Genomic DNA, 17,939 nt, shown 5'->3' with positions numbered 1-17,939 from the left:
TGAAACGTGCCGCACCGGCCGCTCCTCCGCATCCCCTCTTCGGAGGATCGGACCAGAGTGACCGGAGAATTTCGGTCGAAGCCGGAAGATCAAAACCGCTAAGTTGCTGTTTTATTTATCCGTTTCTGCCGCCAGCGCCGCGCCTCAATCAGCGCCCCGCCGTCGGTGGAGCGGGTTATAGGCGCCCTTCCCCAAACCACGCAAGCGCTTTTTTCGTCGCCTCCCGCATTTTTATGTTCGCTGAACCGACCGATGTTTCCGTCAGAGCAGGCCGAGCGCCCGCAGTTCAGCCGCCATATCGGCCGGCAACTCGTCCCCCGCCCCGCCGGCGGCTGAAAGATCCTGGGGGGCGGCCTCGGCCGTCAGGTAGCGCCAGCCCTGGAAGGGGCGATGCGGGGTCGGCACCGTCTGCACCCGATCGGCGGCGATCTGCAGGGTGCAGTAGCTCTCCCCCTCCTCGTCGGTGGCGGTGTCGATGGCGAGGATCGGCTGACGCACCAGGACGCTGCCCTTGATGACCCAATAGATCGAGCCGCCGGCCAGCAGTTCGTCGCCGCGCTTGGGCAGGCGGCGGGTGTAGACGGGGATGCGGGTCTGGCCGTCGGCCATTACGGCGCGGCGGTCCTGCAACTCCGCCAGATGGTCGAGGTCGCGGACACCGACAGCGAGCTTGATGAGATGGAGTGGCATGGGGACGCTGAAATCTCTGACGTGAAGAACGGAACCGCGCCCAACATAGCGCGCCCCCTGACATAGTGCGCTATGCAGGATTGTCCGTCTGCCGAGACCGCCGGGCGGATCTGTGCTCAAAGCGGATCGTTGCGGTCCGACCGGTTGGTCGGCCGGGCATGGCCGATGATGGCGCTGAAGCCGAACAGCAGCAGCAGCACACCCATGACGATCTCGATGCCGCAGACCAGACGGACCGGCCCGGAGACCGGGTGAATGTCGCCATAGCCGACGGTGGCGAAGGTCACGATGGAGAAATAGATCCCCTCGGAGAAGGTCAGGTCGCGCCTGACGCCTTCGATGACGAAGTTCGGCTCCGCCATGAAGCGGTCCATGATGGTGTAGATGGCGCCGAACAGGATGATGCAGAGCGAATAGAAGGTCAGGAAAGCGAAGGCCGGCAGGACCAGACGTGCCGATTGCTGGAAGAATCCTTCGAACAGCAGGCCGGCGTCGAGCAGGAAGATGGCGATGTCGCGCGACACCAGGGCGACGATGGCGGAGATGGCCGACATGGCCAGCAGGAAGATCGCGCCGATCGTCTGGGTGTCCATGTCCTGTTCGGGCACCAGGAAGGTCAGGGCGCCGATGCCCCAGACCGGCGCCATCCACAGGAAGACGCGGTCGAAATGTCCCCCCTCCCGCAATCGCCGCGACATCACGATCCGCCGGATGTCCTCCGCCCGCCACCAGGCCCCGCCCAGGAAGGCGACCAGCGGCAGGACGAAGGCGACGCTCTGGATCAGCGGACTGATGTTGTGGAAGTTGCTTTCCAGAAAGAAGACGAAGATGCAGGCATAGACGCCGATGAAGTTGGTCAGCGCCAGCGTGAAGAACTGGCTGCCCGGAAACAGATAGTGGAAGGCGCCGATCACGAGGCCGACCGATCCCAGCAGCACGAAGGTCAGATTGCCGGACACCGACCGGATCGACAGCGCGATCAGGCCGAGCAGCAGGGCCGTCAGCAACGCCCCGCCCAGCCAGGATTTGGATGCGCCCCTGGCTCCATGAGGTCCGCCGTGAGCGCCCCCATGGCCGTTGCCGCCGGAACTGCCGGGAGGAACCGCCGGGGGCGCGCTGGTCGTCCGGGGGCGACGGTCGGGAACGATCTGGTCCATGGGGCGGCAAACCGAAACGGAAACAGACACCAGACCCGGTGCCCGGACGAAGGTCCTATTCCGCAGTTATAGCGGTTTGCCCGCCCCGGGAGTCAGTATTTTCCGCCGTTCTACCTGCGGATTCCGGCCCCTGCCCTACCAGCCGCCGGTGGCGAGCCAGCGGTCGACCATGTCGAGGCGGTCCCAGCCCCAGAAGGGCTCGCCGTCGACGATGAAGAAGGGCGAGCCGAAGACGCCGCGCTCCACCGCATCGTCGGTTTCGGTGCGCAGCCGGTCCTTGACCGCCGGATCCTGGATGGCGGCGGCGACCGCGGCACGGTCGATGCCGACGCTGCCCAGGGTCTTCGCCGCGATCTCCGCCACCGTGTCGGCCGGGCCGATGTCCCGCCCCTCGCCGAAATGGGCATGGAAGAGCGCGTGGGCCAGCAACTTCGCCTGTTCCGGATGCTCGTCGGTCAGCCAATAGAAGGCGCGCGAGGCGGCGACGCCGTTGACAGGGGCCGAATCGGGGAAGGTGAAGGGAGCGCCGGTCAGCCGGGCGATGCGGCCGACGTCATGGGTCAGATATTCGCCGCGCAAGGGCTGCTGCAGGTTGGGCTTCATGCCCGTCACCTTGAAGATCGCCCCGAGAAGGACCGGGCGCCAAGTGACGGTACGGCCATGCTTCGCCGCCAGCTCGTCGATGCGCAGGCTGGCGAAATAGCCGTAGGGCGAGGCGAAGTCGAAATAGAAATCGATCGGGTCCGGCACGCGCGTTTCCTCTCCGACAGGTTTTCCGGAAAGGCTAACGCGGGCGCGGGACAGCGTCCAGAGGAGCGTCCGGGGGGCGCCCGGGGAAGGCGCAATTCCCGAACGGCCCGGCCATCCCGTCAGACCGTGCGCACCTTGGCATCGAAGACGTAGCCGGCGCCGCGTTCGGTCTTGATGATGCGGGGCTCCTTCGGGTTCGCCTCGATCTTGCGGCGCAGGCGCAGGATCAGCACGTCGATGGACCGGTCGAACACCTCCGCCCCGTCGACGCGGGTGAGGTCAAGCAGCTGGTCGCGGGTCAGCACCCGCTGCGGCCGCTTGACGAAGGCCGCCAGCAGGCCGAACTCCGCCTTGGTCAACTCCACCTCGCGCCCCTCCTGCCCTCGCAGGCGCTGGGCGGTGAGGTCGAGTTCCCAATTGGCGAACTGCACGACGGCGCGCAGCTCGTCCGCGCTGCGGGCCGGGCGGGCGTCGCTGGAGACGCGGCGCAGGACCGCCTTGATGCGGGCCAGCAGTTCGCGCGGGTTGAACGGCTTGGTCAGGTAATCGTCGGCCCCCAGTTCCAGCCCGACGATGCGGTCGACGTCCTGGTCCTTGGAGGAGAGGATGATGACGGGAATCTGCGATTCGGTGCGAATCTGGCGGACGAGGCCCAGCCCGTCGCCGTCGGGCAGGCGCAAATCGCAAACCACGAGGTCGACAGGGTCGCCATCCAGAGCCTGCCGGGCCGATGCGGTGTCCTGCGCCGTCGTGACCCGGTAGCCCTCTCCCGCCAGATATGAGGCCAAAAGCTCCCGAATCGGCTCGTCGTCGTCGACAGCGAGAATGTGCATGCCTGTTACCTCCCCAAATCTTCTTATCTCACGCGCGAGCGGCACGCAATGCGTTACAACCCCGTAACAGCCGCGGCCGATTCGCCGACCACATGAGTTGGTTGAAACCGCGTCCTGCACCGGCGACATAAAAATACCGTTGCGCGGACATTAACCAGAAACAAGCTGCGGTTTAAATCCAGACCATCGAACAGGGGACGGCTGCCCGCCTGTGGGCGCCGGACCAATGCCGTGATGGGGAAGCACCGCCATGTCGAACATCGATCATTGCCTGGAGCGCCTGGCCCTGCTCGACCGCGCCGACCGTCTTCTGAACGAGGTGCGGGTCTATGGCCAGCATGGCTCGATCCGCGAAACGCTGGCGCAGCACCGGCTGCTGCTGGGGGAGGCGAGGCGCCACCTCGACTCGGCGCGCTCGGTCGGGCGGCTGGGCTGAGGACCGTCGGCAAGACCATCATCATGTCCGGCTGCAACGCCCAGGCGACACCGATGCCGTCCCACCGCGCCGCGCCCCATGGCCAGTCCCATGGCCAAACCCATTGCAGGGCGGCGAGGCGGCTGCCCGCCGACGGCCATCGCCGTCCGGCGACGGAGCGGTGCGCCCGTCATTCCGGGTGCGTGCCGGGTGCCGCACAGGTCGCGGCCCATAATGGCGCCCCGCTGTGGCGTACGATGATGGAACGCTGGCTGGCGGCGGCCCCCTGACCTGTCCGGACTTTCGGACAGCCTCCTGTTGCGCTCTCCCTAATCCCGCCCGATTTCGCGCCTATGTCGGCAGTCGGGAGTCACAACACGGAGAGACCCATCATGACCCGCGTCATCCTTCTCGCCTCCACTGCCCTGCTGATGGCGGCCCCGGCGGCGCTTGCCGCGACAGGCGGGCAGCTGGCGCTGACGCGGGTCCTGCTGTCCACCGGCGGCGTCGGCTATTTCGAATATGAGGCGACGGTGAGCGGCGACGCCGACCTGTCGCTGGAAGTGCGGCGCGATCAGGTCGACGACGTGCTGAAGAGCATCGTCGTCTATGACGACAAGGGCGGCGTCGGCACCATCGCCCTGCCGGGAGCCGAACCGCTGGACACCGCCTTCCGCGAGCTGCCCTTTTCGGCCGACGACCTCACCTCTCCCGCCGCATTGCTGAACGCGATGCGGGGGGCGGAGGTGACGACCGGCGGCTCCCGCCAGTTGACCGGCCGGCTGATGTCGGTGACGGAGGAGACGGCGCGGCTGCCGGGGAACGACGGCGCCACCACCACGCGCCACCGCGTGACGCTGATGACGGCCGAGGGCCTGCGCCAGCTGGTGCTGGAGGAGGCCGACGCGCTGCGCTTCACCGATCCGGCGGTGCAGGCGCAGATCGACCGCGCGCTGTCAGCGGTGGCGGAGAACGCCCGGCGCGAGCGGCGGCGGCTGACCGTCCACAGCCGGGCGCCGCAGGATGGGCAGGCGGCCGGCGAGCGGCGGGTCCGGGTCGGCTATGTCGCGGAGATGCCGCTGTGGAAGGCGACCTATCGGCTCAGCCTCGGCACCGGGCGAGGCCAAAACGGACAGGAGCAAAACGGGCAGCCCGATAAGGGCAACGGCGCACTGCAGGGCTGGGCTGTGCTGGAGAATCTGAGCGGCGAGGATTGGCGCGGCGTCGACCTGACGGTGGTGTCGGGCAACCCGGTGACCCTGCGCCAGGCGCTCTACACCCCCTATTTCGTCGAGCGGCCGGAGGTGCCGGTGGAGGTGCTCGGCCGTGTGCTGCCCAGCGCCGACGAGGGAGCGGTGACGCTGAACGACGCCCGTTCGGCGATGCGCGCGCAATCCGAGGCCTCGCGTGCCGGGGCGCCGCCCGTCACCGCCATGGCCGCCCCCCCGCCGATGCCCGGCGCGCCGGCTCCGGCGCCGATGGGTGAAGCGCTGGCGAAGGCCGCCCCCTACGGCAGCGCCGCGGGAACGCCGGCGATGGCCGCGGTGCAGGGTGCCGAGGCCGGTGCGGCGGAGGGCGCCCAGGTGCTGTTCCATTACCCGCAGCCGGTCAGCGTGCCGAATGGCGGGACGCTGATGATGCCGATCGCCGCGAGCACCCTGCCGGTGGAGCGGGTGGCGCTCTATCAGCCGGCCACCGACGCCCGTCACCCGCTGGCCTCCCTGCGGCTGCGCAACGACGGCGACACCGCCCTGCCGCCGGGGCTGCTGACCTTCTATGACAGAGGCTCGGCGAACAGCGCTTATGTCGGCGATGCCCGGATGGCGACCCTGCCGGCGGGCGAGAGCCGGCTGCTGTCCTTCGCCGTCGATCAGGCAGTGACCATCGACCGCGAGGAGAAGCCGAGCCGCCGGCTGTCCCGCGCCACCATCACCGACGGTGTGCTGACCCTGTCGGTGATCGACCGGCAGAGCACGACCTATACGGTGGCCGGTGCCCCGGACGCCGACCGCGATGTCGTGATCGAGCATCCGCGCCGTCCCGGCTGGGACCTGGCCGAACCGGCGAACGGCAAGCCGGAAGCGACCGCCACCGCCTATCGTCTGCCGCTGGCGGTCCCGGCCGGCAAGACGGTGACGCTGACCGCCACGCTGGAACGGCCGCGGCAGGAGCGGATCGTCCTGACCGACCTGACCGCCGACCAGATCGCCGCCCGCGCCTCCGCCCCCGAATTGCCGGCGGAGGTTCGTCAGGCGCTGACCACGCTGGCCGGTCTGCGCGCTGCCGTCGCCGAGAAGGAGCGTCGCATCGCCGAGTTGGAGCGCGAGCGGACGGAGCGCATCGCCGACCAGGACCGCCTGCGCGAGAACCTGAAGGCCCTGCCGGCGGGCAGCGACCTGCACAAGCGGACGCTTGCCAAGATGGCGGAGGCGGAGAACCGCCTGGACGCGCTGGCGCGGGACTTGGGCACCGCCCGCAACGAGGCGGAAGCGGCGCGGCAGACGCTGCGCGAGCGGGTGAAGGCTTTGGCGATCTGAGGGGGGAGTGTCGGCTGACGATGCCCCCACCCTAACCCTCCCCCGCTGGGCGGGGGAGGGAACAAGTGCTGATGCGGGAGAGTGGCGGCAGTCCCTCCCCCGCCCAGCTCTCGCACAAAGCTTCGCTTTGTGCTGACTCGGCAGGCGGACCGTGGGTCCGCTGAGAGCGGGGGAGGTTAGGTGGGGGTCTAACTCCTACAGCGTCGTCGCGCTGCAATAGGCCCAATCCTCGCCCTGCAGGCCAAAGAAGGCGGCGACCGGCTTGCCGCTGGAGCGGTCGACGACGACGCGGAAGCGGCTGCCGGTGCAGGTGCCCTGCGGCTGCTTGGCGAAGGGCAGCTTGACGTGCTTGGACTTCAGGCAGGCGTCCGACATCTTCGGCGGGGTGGCCGGGCCGTCCACCTTCTTGCCGTTCAGCACCATATAATAGTTGGTCGCCTGCCCGCCCTTGACGTCGGCCTTCACCTCGATCTTGCCGAAGCGCGACTTGTATAGGCCGGCATCCTGTTCGCCGTCCGGCGCGCCGCCGGGCAGAGCGCGGAAGGAGATGGCGGCGCAGGACGGCGGATCCTTGGCCTCCGCCGGGGCGGCGGCCAGTACGGCGAAACCGCCGGCCAGCAGAAGGGCGGCAGATAGCAGGCGTGCAGAGAGCATCGGAGAACCCTTTCAAACCGGTTGAACCGTCACTTCGGCAACATACAGATGGCGGTCTGCTGCATCAGGGCGCAATCCTTCTCCGCGCCGCCGTCCAGCATCGACACCTCGACCTGGGTGATCGTCAGAGTGCGCCCCGGCTTCACCACACGGGCGCGGGCGATCATGACGTCGCCCTTGGCCGGCGCCATCAGGTTGATCTTGAACTCCACCGCCAGAACTTCGGCGCCCGCCGGCATCAGGCTGTAGGCGGCATAGCCGCCGGCATTGTCGGCCAGCGTGCTGACCATGCCGGCATGGAAGAAGCCGTGCTGCTGCGTCAGCTCGGGGCGGAACGGCAGCCGCATCTCGCAGAATCCCGGCTCGACCGCCGTCAACTCGATGCCGAGAGTCCGGCAGATCGGCTGCTGTTCGAAGGAGGCGAGACAGCGCGCCTTCCAGTCGGGGTCGCGGGGAACGAAGGTGTCGGCCAAGGCGAAGCACTCCGGCAAGGGGACGTCGCGGGACAGCCTGCGACAGCCGCCCCGCCGGATCAAGCCCGTATCCCCATAGGTCAGCTGCCGATCTCAGCTGCCGATCAGGCCCATCTGCGGGCTGGACGGTTCGGCATGGGCGCGCATCGGCATGCGGCCGGCCAGATAAGCGGCGCGGCCGGCGCTGACCGCGTCGCGCATCGCCGCCGCCATTCGCACCGGATCGCGCGCCTTCGACACCGCCGTGTTCAGCAGCACGGCGGCGCAGCCCAGCTCCATCGCCAGAGCGGCGTCGGATGCGGTGCCGATGCCGGCGTCCAGCACCACCGGCACGGGGCTGCGGGCGCAGATCGTCTCGATGGCGTGCGGGTTGCGGATGCCCATGCCCGAGCCGATGAAGGCGCCCAGCGGCATCACCGCCGCCGCGCCGAGATCGGCCAGCTTGCGGCAGGTCACGGGGTCGTCGTTGCAATAAGGCAGCACGACGAAGCCGTCATTGACCAGTTCCTCCGTCGCGCGCAGCAGTTCCTCCACATCAGGATAGAGCAGTTCGCGGTCGCCGATGACCTCCAGCTTGATCCAGGGCGTATCGAGCGCCTCGCGCGACAGCTGGGCGGTCAGAACGGCTTCCTTGGCGGTCATGCAGCCGGCGGTATTGGGCAGCAGCCCGACCGGGCCGGTCGGCCGCCCGGCAGTGGCACGGGCCAGCACGTCGACGAGGCTTTCCGAATAGCCGTCCAGGCTGATGCGCCGGATCGCCAGCGTGACCAGCTCGCTGCCGCTGGCCGCCAGCGCGTCGAGCATCACCTGCTGGTTGGGGTAGCCGGCGGTGCCGAGGAAGAGGCGCGACCCGAGGCTGCGCCCGGCAATGGTGAGGATGTCGGATTGGGACATGGGGAGTGCCTTTTGAAAGACCCTCTCCCGCGACCCGACCGGGGAATTCTCCCTCTCCCCCCCCCCGGGGAGAGGGTCGGGGTGAGGGGGATGCGCAGCGGGACCTTCGTGAAAATCCTGCGGTGCCACCCCCTCACCCTAACCCTCTCCCCGGGGGGGAGAGGGGATTCTTCCCGGGCTGGTCGCGGGAGAGGGAGGTGTAGGAAGGTCAGCCGCCTTGGATCGGGCGGACGATTTCCAGGCTGTCGCCGGGCTGGAGCGGGGTTTCGGGCCAGCGGCGGCGGGGGACGACGGCGCCGTTCAGCGCGACGGCGACCCCCTGCGCACCCTCGGCGATGCCGCGACCAGCCAGAAGCTCGGCCAGCGACGCGGCGGAAAGCGGCTCTTCGCGGCCATTGATGCGGATGGCGCTCATGCCGCCGCTCCCGCCGCAACGAAGCGGTCGGCGGCGAAGGGGCGCAGCAGCGGGTCGGTCTCGCCGGTCAGCACCAGCCGGGCGATGCCGTCGGCGGTCACCGGAGTCAGCAGGATGCCGTTGCGGTGGTGACCGGTGGCGTGGATCAGGCCGGGAATGCCGCTGTCGCCCAGGATCGGCGCATCGTCGCGGCTGCCGGGGCGGAACCCAACCCAGGCCTCCTCGATCGGCAGTTCGGCGATGCCGGGCAGCGCCCGCCATGCCCCCTCCAGCAGGGCGAACTGCCCGCCGGCGGTCAGACGGTCATCGAAGCCGCGCTCCTCCGTCGTCGCGCCGATCAGCAGCCGGCCGTCCAGCCGCGGGATCAGGTAGGTGCCGGGCGTCCACACCACATGGCGCAGCAGCGGCAGCCGCTGGTCCATCCGCAGGCAGACCATCTGCCCCTTCACCGGCCGCACCGGCGGCTTGGCGGCGGGCGGCAGTCCCGGCACTCCGGCCGACCATGCCCCGGCAGCCAGAACCACCCGGTCGGCCCGGTGCAGAGTTTCGGCAACCCGCACACCCACGGCGCGACCGCCCTCCACCGCCAGCGCCACCTCGCCGCACTGTTCGTGCAGGCGGGCACCGGCGGCCAGAGCGGCGCGGCGCAGGGCGGCCGCGACCTTGCGGTTGTCGACCTGATGGTCGCCGGCACAGAACAGCGCACCGGCGACGCCGGGCTGCAGGAAAGGCTCGCGCCGCCGCACCTCGGCCCCGCTCAGCCATTCCACCGGCAAGCCCAGGTCGCGCTGAAAGCCATGCAGGAAGCGGACCTTGGCGGCATCGTCAGCGTTGAGCGCGATGACCATGGTGCCTTCGCTGCGCAGATCGACCGCCATGCCGCTCGCGGCTTCAAGATCGCGGGCGAAGTCCGGCCACAGCGCCTGCGAGGCGCGGGTCAGCGGCAGCAGCCCCTCCTCGCCCGGTTCGGTCTCGACACAGGCGGCCAGCATGCCGCCGGCGGCATGGGTGGCACCACGCCCGGCCTCTCCCCGCTCGAACAGGTCGACGCGGCAGCCGGCCGAGGCCAGCCTCCAGGCGATGGCAAGGCCGATGCAGCCGGCACCGATGATGGCGACGGACGGACCGGTAGCGGATGGCCGGTTTCCGGAGTCGGAAACGGAATATGGATGCGGTTCTGGCGCATGGATCATGCGGCGGCTCCCTTCGCTGGAATTACCCAGACAGGTTCGATGGGTGTGTTCTCAGCCGCGCGACCACCGCACGGCACCCCAGGCCTATGGCTTGCCTTATGCCAATGTTTCGCTGGCCCCACAAGCGGAATCGGTTCTTCCCGCCGGCGAGGCCGCCGCGCCCATATCAAGAGCCCCCTACAACAAAAACACCGACGCCAGCCCCAGGAAGGCCAGGAAGCCGACGACGTCCGTCACCGTCGTCAGGAACACGGCACTCGATACCGCCGGATCGACGCCGAGCTTTTCCAGCCCCAGCGGGATCAGCGCGCCGCTCAGCCCCGCCACGACCAGATTGATGATCATGGCGAGCCCGATGACGATGCCGATCAGCGGGCCGTACCAGACCAGCGCGATCGCACCGACCATCACCGCGAAGATGCCGCCGTTGATCAACCCGACCAGCAGTTCCTTGCCCACCACGCGCAGCGCGTTGGCCGACGACAGGTCGTGCGTCGCCAGCGCGCGGACAACGACGGTCAGCGTCTGGGTGCCGGCATTGCCGCCCATCGAGGCGACGATCGGCATCAGCACCGCCAGCGCCACGATCTGCTCGATGGTGCCCTCGAACAGCGAGATGACGCCGGATGCCAGGAAGGCGGTGGCGAGGTTGATGGTCAGCCAGCCGACACGGCTGCGGGCGATGTCGGCGATGCCGCTGAACACGCCGGTGTCGCCCGACCCGCTCAGCTTGCGCAGATCGTCCTCCGCCTCCTCGTCGATGATGCGGACGACGTCATCGACGGTGATGACGCCGATCAGCCGGCCGGCGGCATCGACCACCGGCGCGGAGACCAGCGCATATTGGCGGAACAGGTTCGCCACCTCCGCCCGTTCCATGGTGGCGGGGATGGAGTCGACCTCGCCGGTCACCAGATCGGCGATGCGCACGGCACGGCGCTGGCGCAGCAGGCGCGACAGCGGCACCGCCCCCACCACCCGGTGCATCGGGTCGACGATGAAGATGTCGTAGAAATCCTCCGGCAGCGTGTCGGTCGCCGCACGCACGAAGTCGATGGTCTTGCCGACCGTCCAGAATTCCGGCACCGCGACCAGCTCTCGCTGCATCATGCGGCCGGCGCTGTCCTCGTCGTAGGTCAGGTTCTCCTGCACCAGGGCGCGTTCGGCGTCGGGCAGGTTCGCCAGGATCTGCGCGCGCGTCTCGGCGTCCAGATCCTCGATCAGTTCCACCGCGTCGTCGGTGTCGAGGTCGGCGACGGCGGCGGCCAGCTCCTGCGGCTCGAACCGTTCGATCAGCGCTTCGCGGAGATCGGGGTTCAGGTAGGACAGCACCTCGCCGTCCAGCGCGGCGGGAAGCAGGTCGATCAGGTCGGCGCGTTCGGCCGGCTCCGCCTGTTCGATCAGGTCGGCGATGTCGGCGGCATGCAGCCCGTCCAGCCGCGCCAGCACGGCCTCGCGTTCACGGGCGCGCAGCAGGCCGACGATCTCTTCCACGAACTCCGGCTCGACGCCGTAGGGGCGTTCGTCGTCCGCCTCGTGACCCGCATGCGGGCGGGCTTGGGCTTGGGCGTGGGCAGCGCCGTCCGGCCGCAGACCCGGCGTGTGGGGATCGGTGTGCATGCCGGCACCCTCCCTTCGACGATGCATCCCCCGCATGCCTGAGCCGGGTGGCCGGCGGCATGGTAACGACGGGACGGCTCCGCGACATCGGACGGGGCCGATGGCGCTTGGGGCCGGCGTTCGGGGTTTGCGGGTTGTGGAAGCCTTCCGGCCGGTGCCGGGAGCCATCCGTCAAGGGACGGGACCGGTGACGGCGGAAGCGCCCCCGACATAGAGGCGCCACCCCGGTTTGTCCAGCCCGGTTCGGCGGAAACCGGCAGGCACGGCGGCATTGGCCGCATTTGCCACCATATCCTTGCACCGCCGCGACCCTTCATGTTCCCATGCGTCTCGCGCCGCGTCCGTGGCGGCGCGGGATGGGGAGGGGGACCGAAAGCACCGATGGAGTATGCCTTCACCACCGTCGGCGGTCGCGACGGCATCCTGCTATCCGGCCGCTGCACGTACGAGGACGGCACCCGCTTTCACGACATGTTGCGCGACTGGGACTTCGCGGCCAGCCCGGTGGTCCCGATCGATCTGCGCTTCGTCACCTTCATCGATTCCGCCGCCATCGGGATGATGTTCATCCTGGCGAACCGCTGCCGCGAGGCCGGCGGCCACATCGTCGCCAGCGGCGCCGCTCCGCACATCGTCCGCGCGCTGCGCCGCGCCACGCTGGACCGCTACATCGAGTTCCGCTGACCCGGCCACGCCCCCCGCACGGCCCGAAATCGGGGAGGGTGGCACCCCGAACCGCTCGTCCCGGTCCCGGACGGCGCCTTCCGATGCGCCGTTGACCCACCCTGTCATAAAAACGCAACACTGGCCGCTCCCGTACCCCCCACCTTTGGAGCGCCTGTGGAGTACCTGCATCGTCTCGACCAGTCGCTGCTGCTGTGGCTGAACCAGTTCGCAGAGCACAGCGCGGCGTTGGACATGGCGGTGCGCGGGATCGCCAACATCTATCTGATCAAGCTGGGGCTGTTCAGCGCCGCCCTGTGGTGGCTGTGGTTCCGCCGGGAGGAGACGGAGGCCGGGCGCCGGCTGGTGGTGGACGCCATCACCGCGGTGGTGCTGGCGGTGGCGGCGTCCATCCTGATCCAGGTGGTGATGCCGGCCCGGCCGCGCCCGCTGCACGATGCCGGCCTCTCCTTCGTCCCGCCGATCGGCCAGAGCCGCGACGCCCTGAAGAACTGGAGTTCCTTCCCCAGCGACAACGCCGCGCTGGGCTTCGCGCTGGCCGCCACCTTCCTCCGCGCTTCGCGCCTGTGGGGGTTGCTGGCCTGCCTGTGGGCGGCGCTGGTGATCGCGCTGCCGCGGGTCTATCTGGGCCTGCATTATCCGGGCGACGTCACCGGCGGCGCCCTGATCGGCATGCTCAGCGCCTTTGCCGTCGCCCGGCTGCTGCCGATGGGCGGCGTCCACCGGCTGGTCGCCTGGGTGGAGGAACGCTGGCGCCCCTGGTTCTACGGCGCCGCCTTCCTGGTGATCTACGAGATGATGGTGCTGTTCGAGGATATCCGCCGCGCCGCCGGGGGCGCGTCCAAGCTGCTGCACGTGCTGGCGGGGTGAGGCCCGGATACGAAAAAGCCCGCTCGGTCTTGCGACCTGCGGGCTTTTCGGTGTTCCCGTATCCCCGGGATGGTCCCATCTGCATGGGAGAGTGGTGCGGTCGAGAAGACTCGAACTTCCACGGGTTGCCCCACAGCGACCTCAACGCTGCGCGTCTACCAATTCCGCCACGACCGCATCAGGCTGGTAGTCCCCGACGCTCGCTCGCGCGCCTCATCGGGTGGAGCGGGTAGATATCAGCTTCCCGATGGCCGATCAAGCGTTACAATCATCGTCTGCGAAGAAAAATTCGGGACGGCCCTCCGGCCGCTCCGCCCTCACCGCCCACACCGCCCGCCGACGCCATCAGAGACCGGATCGAATGACCTCCCCGACCAGCCTGTCCGCCAGTCAGCCCGACATGCCCGCCCCGCAGCCGGCCCCGCAGCAGATCGAGTGGCGCATCTCCGACCAGCCGGTGCCCTACCCCGACGCCATCGCCGAGATGGAGGCGCGCGTCGAGGCGATCCGCGCCGGCACCGCGCCGGAGCTGGTCTGGCTGCTGGAGCATCCGCCGCTCTACACCGCCGGCACCAGCGCGCGCGACGAGGATCTGCTTGAGGCCGACCGCTTCCCGGTCTACCGCAGCGGGCGCGGCGGCCAGTACACCTATCATGGGCCGGGACAGCGCGTGGCCTACGTCATGCTGGACCTGAAGAAGCGCGGCGCCGACATCCGCGGCTTCGTCCGCGATCTGGAGGAATGGATCATCCGCACGCTCGCCGCCTTCAACATCAGGGGCGAGCGGCGCGAGGGCCGCGTCGGCATCTGGGTCGACAAGCAGCCCTATGGCGGGCTGAAGGGCCAGGAGGACAAGATCGCCGCCATCGGCGTGCGGGTGCGGCGCTGGGTCAGCTTCCACGGCATCGCCCTGAACGTGGAGCCGGACCTGTCCCATTTCGGCGGCATCGTCCCCTGCGGCATCGCCGAGCATGGCGTCACCTCCATCGTGGCCCTCGGGCAGCTGGTGACGATGGAGGATGTCGATTCCGCCCTGATCGCGGCGTGGCCGGAGGTGTTCGGCGGCCCGATGCGGGGCGAGGAGGACGGCGACGGGGACGCCTAGTACTTCTTGAACCCGCCGGCGGCCGGGGTGGCGGCCTGATTGCCGGCGGGGTTCACGCGGGGGTCCTGGTTGTCCATCGACTGCACGGTGCAGCCGGTGGAATCGCCGTTGCGGAACAGGTAGATCTTCTTGCGGTCGGCCTTCTTGCCGGGATCGTGCAGGTTCAGCCCATGGCCGAAGGCGACGCCCAGCACCTCGCCCTTGTAATAGGCGCGGAAGCGCATCGGCTCGATCTCGTTGAAGCGCAGGGCCGCACAGTCCCTGCTCAGTTCCTTCTCGAACTTGCCGGCCTTGCGCCAGTCCTCCTTGGAGCGGATCGTCATCCACTGCGACGGCAGCGCGTATTGCACGATCGGCGGTGCGATGGGCAGGCTGGACCCCGGCTGCGGCGGCGCCTGATGGCCGGGCTCCGTCCGCTCCAGCGCACCGGCCAGCGCCGGGGCAACCCCCAGCAGCGTCAGCCCGCACAGCCAGAGGGCTGCCTTGATCGGCGCATCAAATCCGGACATCGAACCCACGCTCCTTGACCTCGCCGACCGGCTTTTCCTTTGCCGGCATGTGGTTGGCCAATTTGTTGTTGGAAGGCGCGGCGGTCGTCCCCTCCCCCAGCCGTCCGGAGAGCGACAGCGACAAGTCCAGGCCACCGCCTTCACCCGGCGCACCCTGCGGCGACAGCGTCACCGTGCCTTCCAGCCCCTGCGGCGGCGCGGCCATCGCCCCGCTCAGCGCCGCCATGACGCGGCCGAGATCGTCGATGGCGACCCGGTCGGTCTCGACCGTCAGCCCCCGGCCCGGACGGATGGCGGAGCGGAGGACGCCGAGCATGGCGGCCAGCCCCTCGCCCTTCTCCTCGGCCGGCACCCGCGCCAGCACCAGGGCCGCGTCGGCCAGCCTGACATCCACATGCCCATGGGCCAAGGCGAGGCCGATCCCCCGCAGGTCCACCGCCACATCCTGCCGGGCATCTTCGCCCAGAGGCCGCAATTCGCCGGCCGGTCCGTCCAGCGTCAAGACGGCGGCCCGGCGCTCCGCCTGACCGAAGCGGGCGACGAACGCGGCTTCGGCAGCGGCGGCATCGCTCCCGTCCATGCCGAAGGCGGCCAGCAGCCGCCCCAGATCGCGCGCCAGCGCCTGGATCGCCGGCCCCAGCCGGTCGGCAAGGTCGGCTGATGGAGCTTCGGACGACCGCGCCGGCGCATCCTGCACCGCCTCCGGCCCCAGGCTGAGGCGAACGGCCGGGTCGCCGCGTCCCGGCGCGGCGGGGGCCTTCGGCGCCGGCGCGGCCACAGGCGCGCGGACGGCCCTGCCCTTCGCCTCCGCCGCCTTGGCGAAGACGCCGGTGAGCATGGCCGTCATGCCGGCCACATCCGGTTTCCTGGCGGTCATCCGGCTACCGTTCCCCAAACCAAACACAGCAGCCAGCATGCCGCCGTCATGGTTAGCGGAACGCTAATGCCGAATTACACCGTCGCCCGCTGCTCGAAACCGGCCATGCCGGGGTCCTGCTCCGGTTCGGACACCACGTCGCGGACGATGGCCGACGGCGGGCCGCGGCGGCAGGCGACCAGCATGCGGTCGACGGCGTCGGCGGGGCCGGCGAACAGAGCCTCCACCGTGCCGTCGCTGCGGTTGCGCACCCAGCCGGTCAGGCCGAGCCTGTCCGCCTGATCGACGGTCCAGCCGCGATACCACACCCCCTGCACCTTGCCCTGGATGCGGACGCGCACCGCCTTCCGGCCGACAGCGGTCATGCCGCGCCACCCTTCGCGGCGGTGCTCCGTTTGCCCTGTTCCTCGTCCAGCAGGGCCTTGCGGGACAGTTTTCCGATCATGGTCTTGGGCAGCTCCTGGCGGAATTCCACGACTTTCGGCATCTCGATGGGCGACAGCTTGTCCTTCAGGAAGGCGTGCAGCTCCTCGGCGGTCAGGCTCTTCCCGTCATCCAGCCGGACATAGGCCTTCACCGTCTGGCCGCGATACTCGTCCGGCAAACCGGCCACCACGCATTCGGCGACCGCCGGGTGCAGGTAAATCGCCTCCTCCACATTGCGGGGATAGACGTTGAAGCCGCTGCACAGGATCATGTCCTTGATGCGGTCGACGATGGTGGTGTAGCCGTCCTCGTCCATCACCCCGACGTCGCCGGTGTGCAGCCGGCCGTCGACCAGCGTCTGCGCCGTCTCGGCCGGGCGGCGCCAGTAGCCCTTCATCACCTGCGGCCCGCGGATGCAGACCTCGCCCTTCTCGCCCGGCGGCAGGACACGGCGCGGTTCCTCCAGGCTGACGATCTCGACGATGGTGCCGGGCAGCGGCAGGCCGATGGAACCCTTCTTGTCCGAATGCAGCACCGCCGGATTGACGGTGGCGACGGGCGAGCATTCCGACAGGCCATAGCCCTCGACCAGGGTGCAGCCGGTCGTGCGCTCGAACGCCTCCTTCACCTCCAGCGGCAGCGGCGCCCCGCCCGACATGCAGAAGCGGATCGACGACAGATCGAACTTCTCCAGATGCTTATGGTGGTTGATCGCGGTGTAGATGGTCGGCACGGCGGGGAACAGGGTGATTCGCTCCGTCTGCAGGGTGCGCATCACCTGCTCCAGCTCGAAACGCGGCAGCAGGACGATCTCCGCCCCCAGATGCAGACCGAAATTCATCACCGCGGTCATGGCGAAGACATGGAACAGCGGCAGCACGCCCAACATACGCTCCTGCCCGTCTTCGGTGCCGCCCTCACCGGGTTTGCGCTCCTTCGCCGCGTACCACGTCGCGCACTGGATGGTGTTGGCGTAGAGGTTGGCGTGGGTCAGCATCGCGCCCTTCGGCACGCCGGTGGTACCGCCGGTGTATTGCAGCACCGCGACATCCTCCTGCGCATCGATGGCGACCGGGGTCGGCCGGCCGTCGTTGGCGATCAGGCTGGCGAAGGGAATGTGGCGGTCGTCGCGCGGGATCGCCGCGATCTCCGCCCGCTTGGCGATGGGGAACAGCCAATTCTTCGGAAAGGGCAGGATTTCGGCCATGCGGCAGATCACCAGCCGCTTCAGCCCGGTCTCCTCCAGCATCCGCGCCATCTTGCCGTAGAGCAGCTTGAGGTCCAGCGTGACCATCAGGTCGATGTCGCTGTCGCCGATCTGGTGGATCAGTTCGCGCTCGGCATAGAGCGGGTTGAAGTTCACCACCGTGCCGCCGGCCTTCAGGATGGCGAAGAAGGCGATGACGTAATAGGGGGTGTTGGGCAGGAACAGCCCGACCCGCGTGCCCTTCCCCACCCCGACGGCCTGGAACCCGCGGGCGGCGCTGTCGACCAGCCGGCCCAGCTCGCGGTAGCTGGTGCGCTTGCCCAGGAAGTTCAGGCAGGGCTTGTCGCCGTGACGGGCGACGGCGCCCTCCAACAGCTCGGTCAGCGGCCGGGCCGGGATGGGCATCGCCCAATCCACCGTCGGCGGGTACGAGGCCAGCCATGGATAATCGGGCAGCTTGCGGGCGGCATCTCCCATCGCGCGGTTCCTCCCCTGAGTTCCTGGTTCCGGTGGCCGGTTTCGTCCGGCACCGCCGCCTTCCCGAGTCTACGCCGGGAAGCGGGGGATTGTCCCCTGGAGAGGAGATGGGATCGCCGCCATCCTGAACAAGCAGGAGCTGTGTTGCCTGCC

20 protein-coding genes, 1 tRNA gene and 1 riboswitch are annotated in these 17,939 nt (G+C 69.1%); of the genes, 6 read left to right on the top strand and 15 right to left on the bottom strand.

All coding sequences use genetic code 11. The features are described from left to right. Window positions 1-261 precede the first annotated feature (261 nt). The 4 genes from ACCD06_RS18905 to ACCD06_RS18890 all read right to left on the bottom strand — a co-directional run bounded on the left by ACCD06_RS18905 (window position 262) and on the right by ACCD06_RS18890 (window position 3,430). Window positions 262-690: a DUF1489 family protein gene (locus tag ACCD06_RS18905; protein ID WP_109151643.1), complete on the bottom strand. Its 429-nt coding sequence runs from the start codon at window positions 688-690 to the stop codon at window positions 262-264. 116 nt (window positions 691-806) lie between these two features. After that, window positions 807-1,847: a potassium channel family protein gene (locus ACCD06_RS18900; protein WP_109156922.1), complete on the bottom strand. Its 1,041-nt coding sequence runs from the start codon at window positions 1,845-1,847 to the stop codon at window positions 807-809. A gap of 135 nt (window positions 1,848-1,982) precedes the next feature. Further along, window positions 1,983-2,597, bottom strand: a complete 615-nt coding sequence (locus ACCD06_RS18895) for a 2-hydroxychromene-2-carboxylate isomerase (protein ID WP_136705107.1) — start codon at window positions 2,595-2,597, stop codon at window positions 1,983-1,985. Between the two features lie 119 nt (window positions 2,598-2,716). Then, window positions 2,717-3,430 (bottom strand): response regulator, encoded by a 714-nt coding sequence (locus ACCD06_RS18890; protein WP_109156924.1) that lies wholly within the window; start codon window positions 3,428-3,430, stop codon window positions 2,717-2,719. Window positions 3,431-3,680: 250 nt separating this feature from the next. Between ACCD06_RS18890 and ACCD06_RS18885 the strand changes: the two genes are divergently transcribed. From ACCD06_RS18885 to ACCD06_RS18875, 3 genes are all read left to right on the top strand, one after another. Further along, entirely contained in the window at window positions 3,681-3,866 is a 186-nt protein-coding gene (locus tag ACCD06_RS18885) for a hypothetical protein (protein ID WP_109151646.1), read from the top strand. 23 nt (window positions 3,867-3,889) lie between these two features. Further along, window positions 3,890-4,135 carry a hypothetical protein gene (locus ACCD06_RS18880; protein WP_413342456.1) on the top strand — a complete coding sequence of 82 codons (246 nt, stop codon included), beginning with the start codon at window positions 3,890-3,892 and terminating at the stop codon, window positions 4,133-4,135. Window positions 4,136-4,237: 102 nt separating this feature from the next. Then, window positions 4,238-6,382, top strand: coding sequence for a hypothetical protein (locus tag ACCD06_RS18875; protein WP_413342454.1), 2,145 nt, complete (start codon window positions 4,238-4,240; stop codon window positions 6,380-6,382). A gap of 195 nt (window positions 6,383-6,577) precedes the next feature. Here ACCD06_RS18875 and ACCD06_RS18870 read toward each other — a convergent pair whose 3' ends face one another. From ACCD06_RS18870 to mgtE, 6 genes are all read right to left on the bottom strand, one after another. Next, window positions 6,578-7,036, bottom strand: coding sequence for a hypothetical protein (locus ACCD06_RS18870; RefSeq protein WP_413342452.1), 459 nt, complete (start codon window positions 7,034-7,036; stop codon window positions 6,578-6,580). A 29-nt stretch (window positions 7,037-7,065) separates the two neighbouring features. After that, window positions 7,066-7,509, bottom strand: coding sequence for a PaaI family thioesterase (locus ACCD06_RS18865; protein WP_109156950.1), 444 nt, complete (start codon window positions 7,507-7,509; stop codon window positions 7,066-7,068). Between the two features lie 93 nt (window positions 7,510-7,602). Continuing rightward, window positions 7,603-8,403, bottom strand: coding sequence for a thiazole synthase (locus ACCD06_RS18860; protein ID WP_413342450.1), 801 nt, complete (start codon window positions 8,401-8,403; stop codon window positions 7,603-7,605). 208 nt (window positions 8,404-8,611) lie between these two features. Beyond that, window positions 8,612-8,818, bottom strand: a complete 207-nt coding sequence (gene thiS, locus ACCD06_RS18855; RefSeq protein WP_136705103.1) for a sulfur carrier protein ThiS — start codon at window positions 8,816-8,818, stop codon at window positions 8,612-8,614. Continuing rightward, on the bottom strand, window positions 8,815-10,011 hold the full coding sequence (gene thiO / locus ACCD06_RS18850; protein WP_413342448.1) for a glycine oxidase ThiO: 1,197 nt from the start codon (window positions 10,009-10,011) through the stop codon (window positions 8,815-8,817). The genes thiS and thiO overlap by 4 nt, the downstream gene beginning before the upstream one ends. Then, window positions 10,003-10,102, bottom strand: a riboswitch (TPP riboswitch). (Overlaps the previous gene by 9 nt.) A gap of 86 nt (window positions 10,103-10,188) precedes the next feature. Continuing rightward, the gene (mgtE, locus tag ACCD06_RS18845; protein ID WP_413342446.1) at window positions 10,189-11,631 is read right to left on the bottom strand and encodes a magnesium transporter; all 1,443 of its coding nucleotides are present in this window, start codon (window positions 11,629-11,631) and stop codon (window positions 10,189-10,191) included. 381 nt (window positions 11,632-12,012) lie between these two features. On the opposite strand from mgtE, the gene ACCD06_RS18840 reads away from it, so the two are divergent. Both ACCD06_RS18840 and ACCD06_RS18835 read left to right on the top strand, forming a co-directional pair. Continuing rightward, window positions 12,013-12,315 (top strand): STAS domain-containing protein, encoded by a 303-nt coding sequence (locus ACCD06_RS18840; RefSeq protein ID WP_085087879.1) that lies wholly within the window; start codon window positions 12,013-12,015, stop codon window positions 12,313-12,315. 156 nt (window positions 12,316-12,471) lie between these two features. Further along, the gene (locus ACCD06_RS18835) at window positions 12,472-13,185 is read left to right on the top strand and encodes a phosphatase PAP2 family protein (RefSeq protein ID WP_413342444.1); all 714 of its coding nucleotides are present in this window, start codon (window positions 12,472-12,474) and stop codon (window positions 13,183-13,185) included. 92 nt (window positions 13,186-13,277) lie between these two features. Here ACCD06_RS18835 and ACCD06_RS18830 read toward each other — a convergent pair. Then, window positions 13,278-13,362, bottom strand: a tRNA-Leu gene (locus ACCD06_RS18830). Window positions 13,363-13,585: 223 nt separating this feature from the next. On the opposite strand from ACCD06_RS18830, the gene lipB reads away from it, so the two are divergent. Continuing rightward, window positions 13,586-14,290 carry a lipoyl(octanoyl) transferase LipB gene (gene lipB, locus ACCD06_RS18825; RefSeq protein WP_169055084.1) on the top strand — a complete coding sequence of 235 codons (705 nt, stop codon included), beginning with the start codon at window positions 13,586-13,588 and terminating at the stop codon, window positions 14,288-14,290. On the opposite strand, the gene ACCD06_RS18820 is transcribed toward lipB, so the two are convergent. The 4 genes from ACCD06_RS18820 to ACCD06_RS18805 all read right to left on the bottom strand — a co-directional run bounded on the left by ACCD06_RS18820 (window position 14,287) and on the right by ACCD06_RS18805 (window position 17,786). After that, window positions 14,287-14,799 (bottom strand): hypothetical protein, encoded by a 513-nt coding sequence (locus ACCD06_RS18820; RefSeq protein ID WP_413342442.1) that lies wholly within the window; start codon window positions 14,797-14,799, stop codon window positions 14,287-14,289. The two genes, lipB and ACCD06_RS18820, sit on opposite strands and share 4 nt — an antisense overlap. Continuing rightward, on the bottom strand, window positions 14,786-15,646 hold the full coding sequence (locus ACCD06_RS18815) for a hypothetical protein (protein WP_413342440.1): 861 nt from the start codon (window positions 15,644-15,646) through the stop codon (window positions 14,786-14,788). The genes ACCD06_RS18820 and ACCD06_RS18815 overlap by 14 nt, the downstream gene beginning before the upstream one ends. Before the next feature lie 104 nt (window positions 15,647-15,750). After that, window positions 15,751-16,041, bottom strand: a complete 291-nt coding sequence (locus ACCD06_RS18810) for an acylphosphatase (protein ID WP_413342438.1) — start codon at window positions 16,039-16,041, stop codon at window positions 15,751-15,753. Further along, window positions 16,038-17,786 (bottom strand): long-chain-fatty-acid--CoA ligase, encoded by a 1,749-nt coding sequence (locus ACCD06_RS18805; protein ID WP_413342436.1) that lies wholly within the window; start codon window positions 17,784-17,786, stop codon window positions 16,038-16,040. The genes ACCD06_RS18810 and ACCD06_RS18805 overlap by 4 nt, the downstream gene beginning before the upstream one ends. Window positions 17,787-17,939: the final 153 nt, after the last annotated feature.

This window comes from Azospirillum sp. CT11-132 (genome assembly GCF_047302835.1).
Classification (GTDB): Bacteria; Pseudomonadota; Alphaproteobacteria; order Azospirillales; family Azospirillaceae; genus Azospirillum.
Note: the sequence above shows the minus strand (reverse complement) of the source record. Positions and strands in the feature narration are given on the sequence as shown.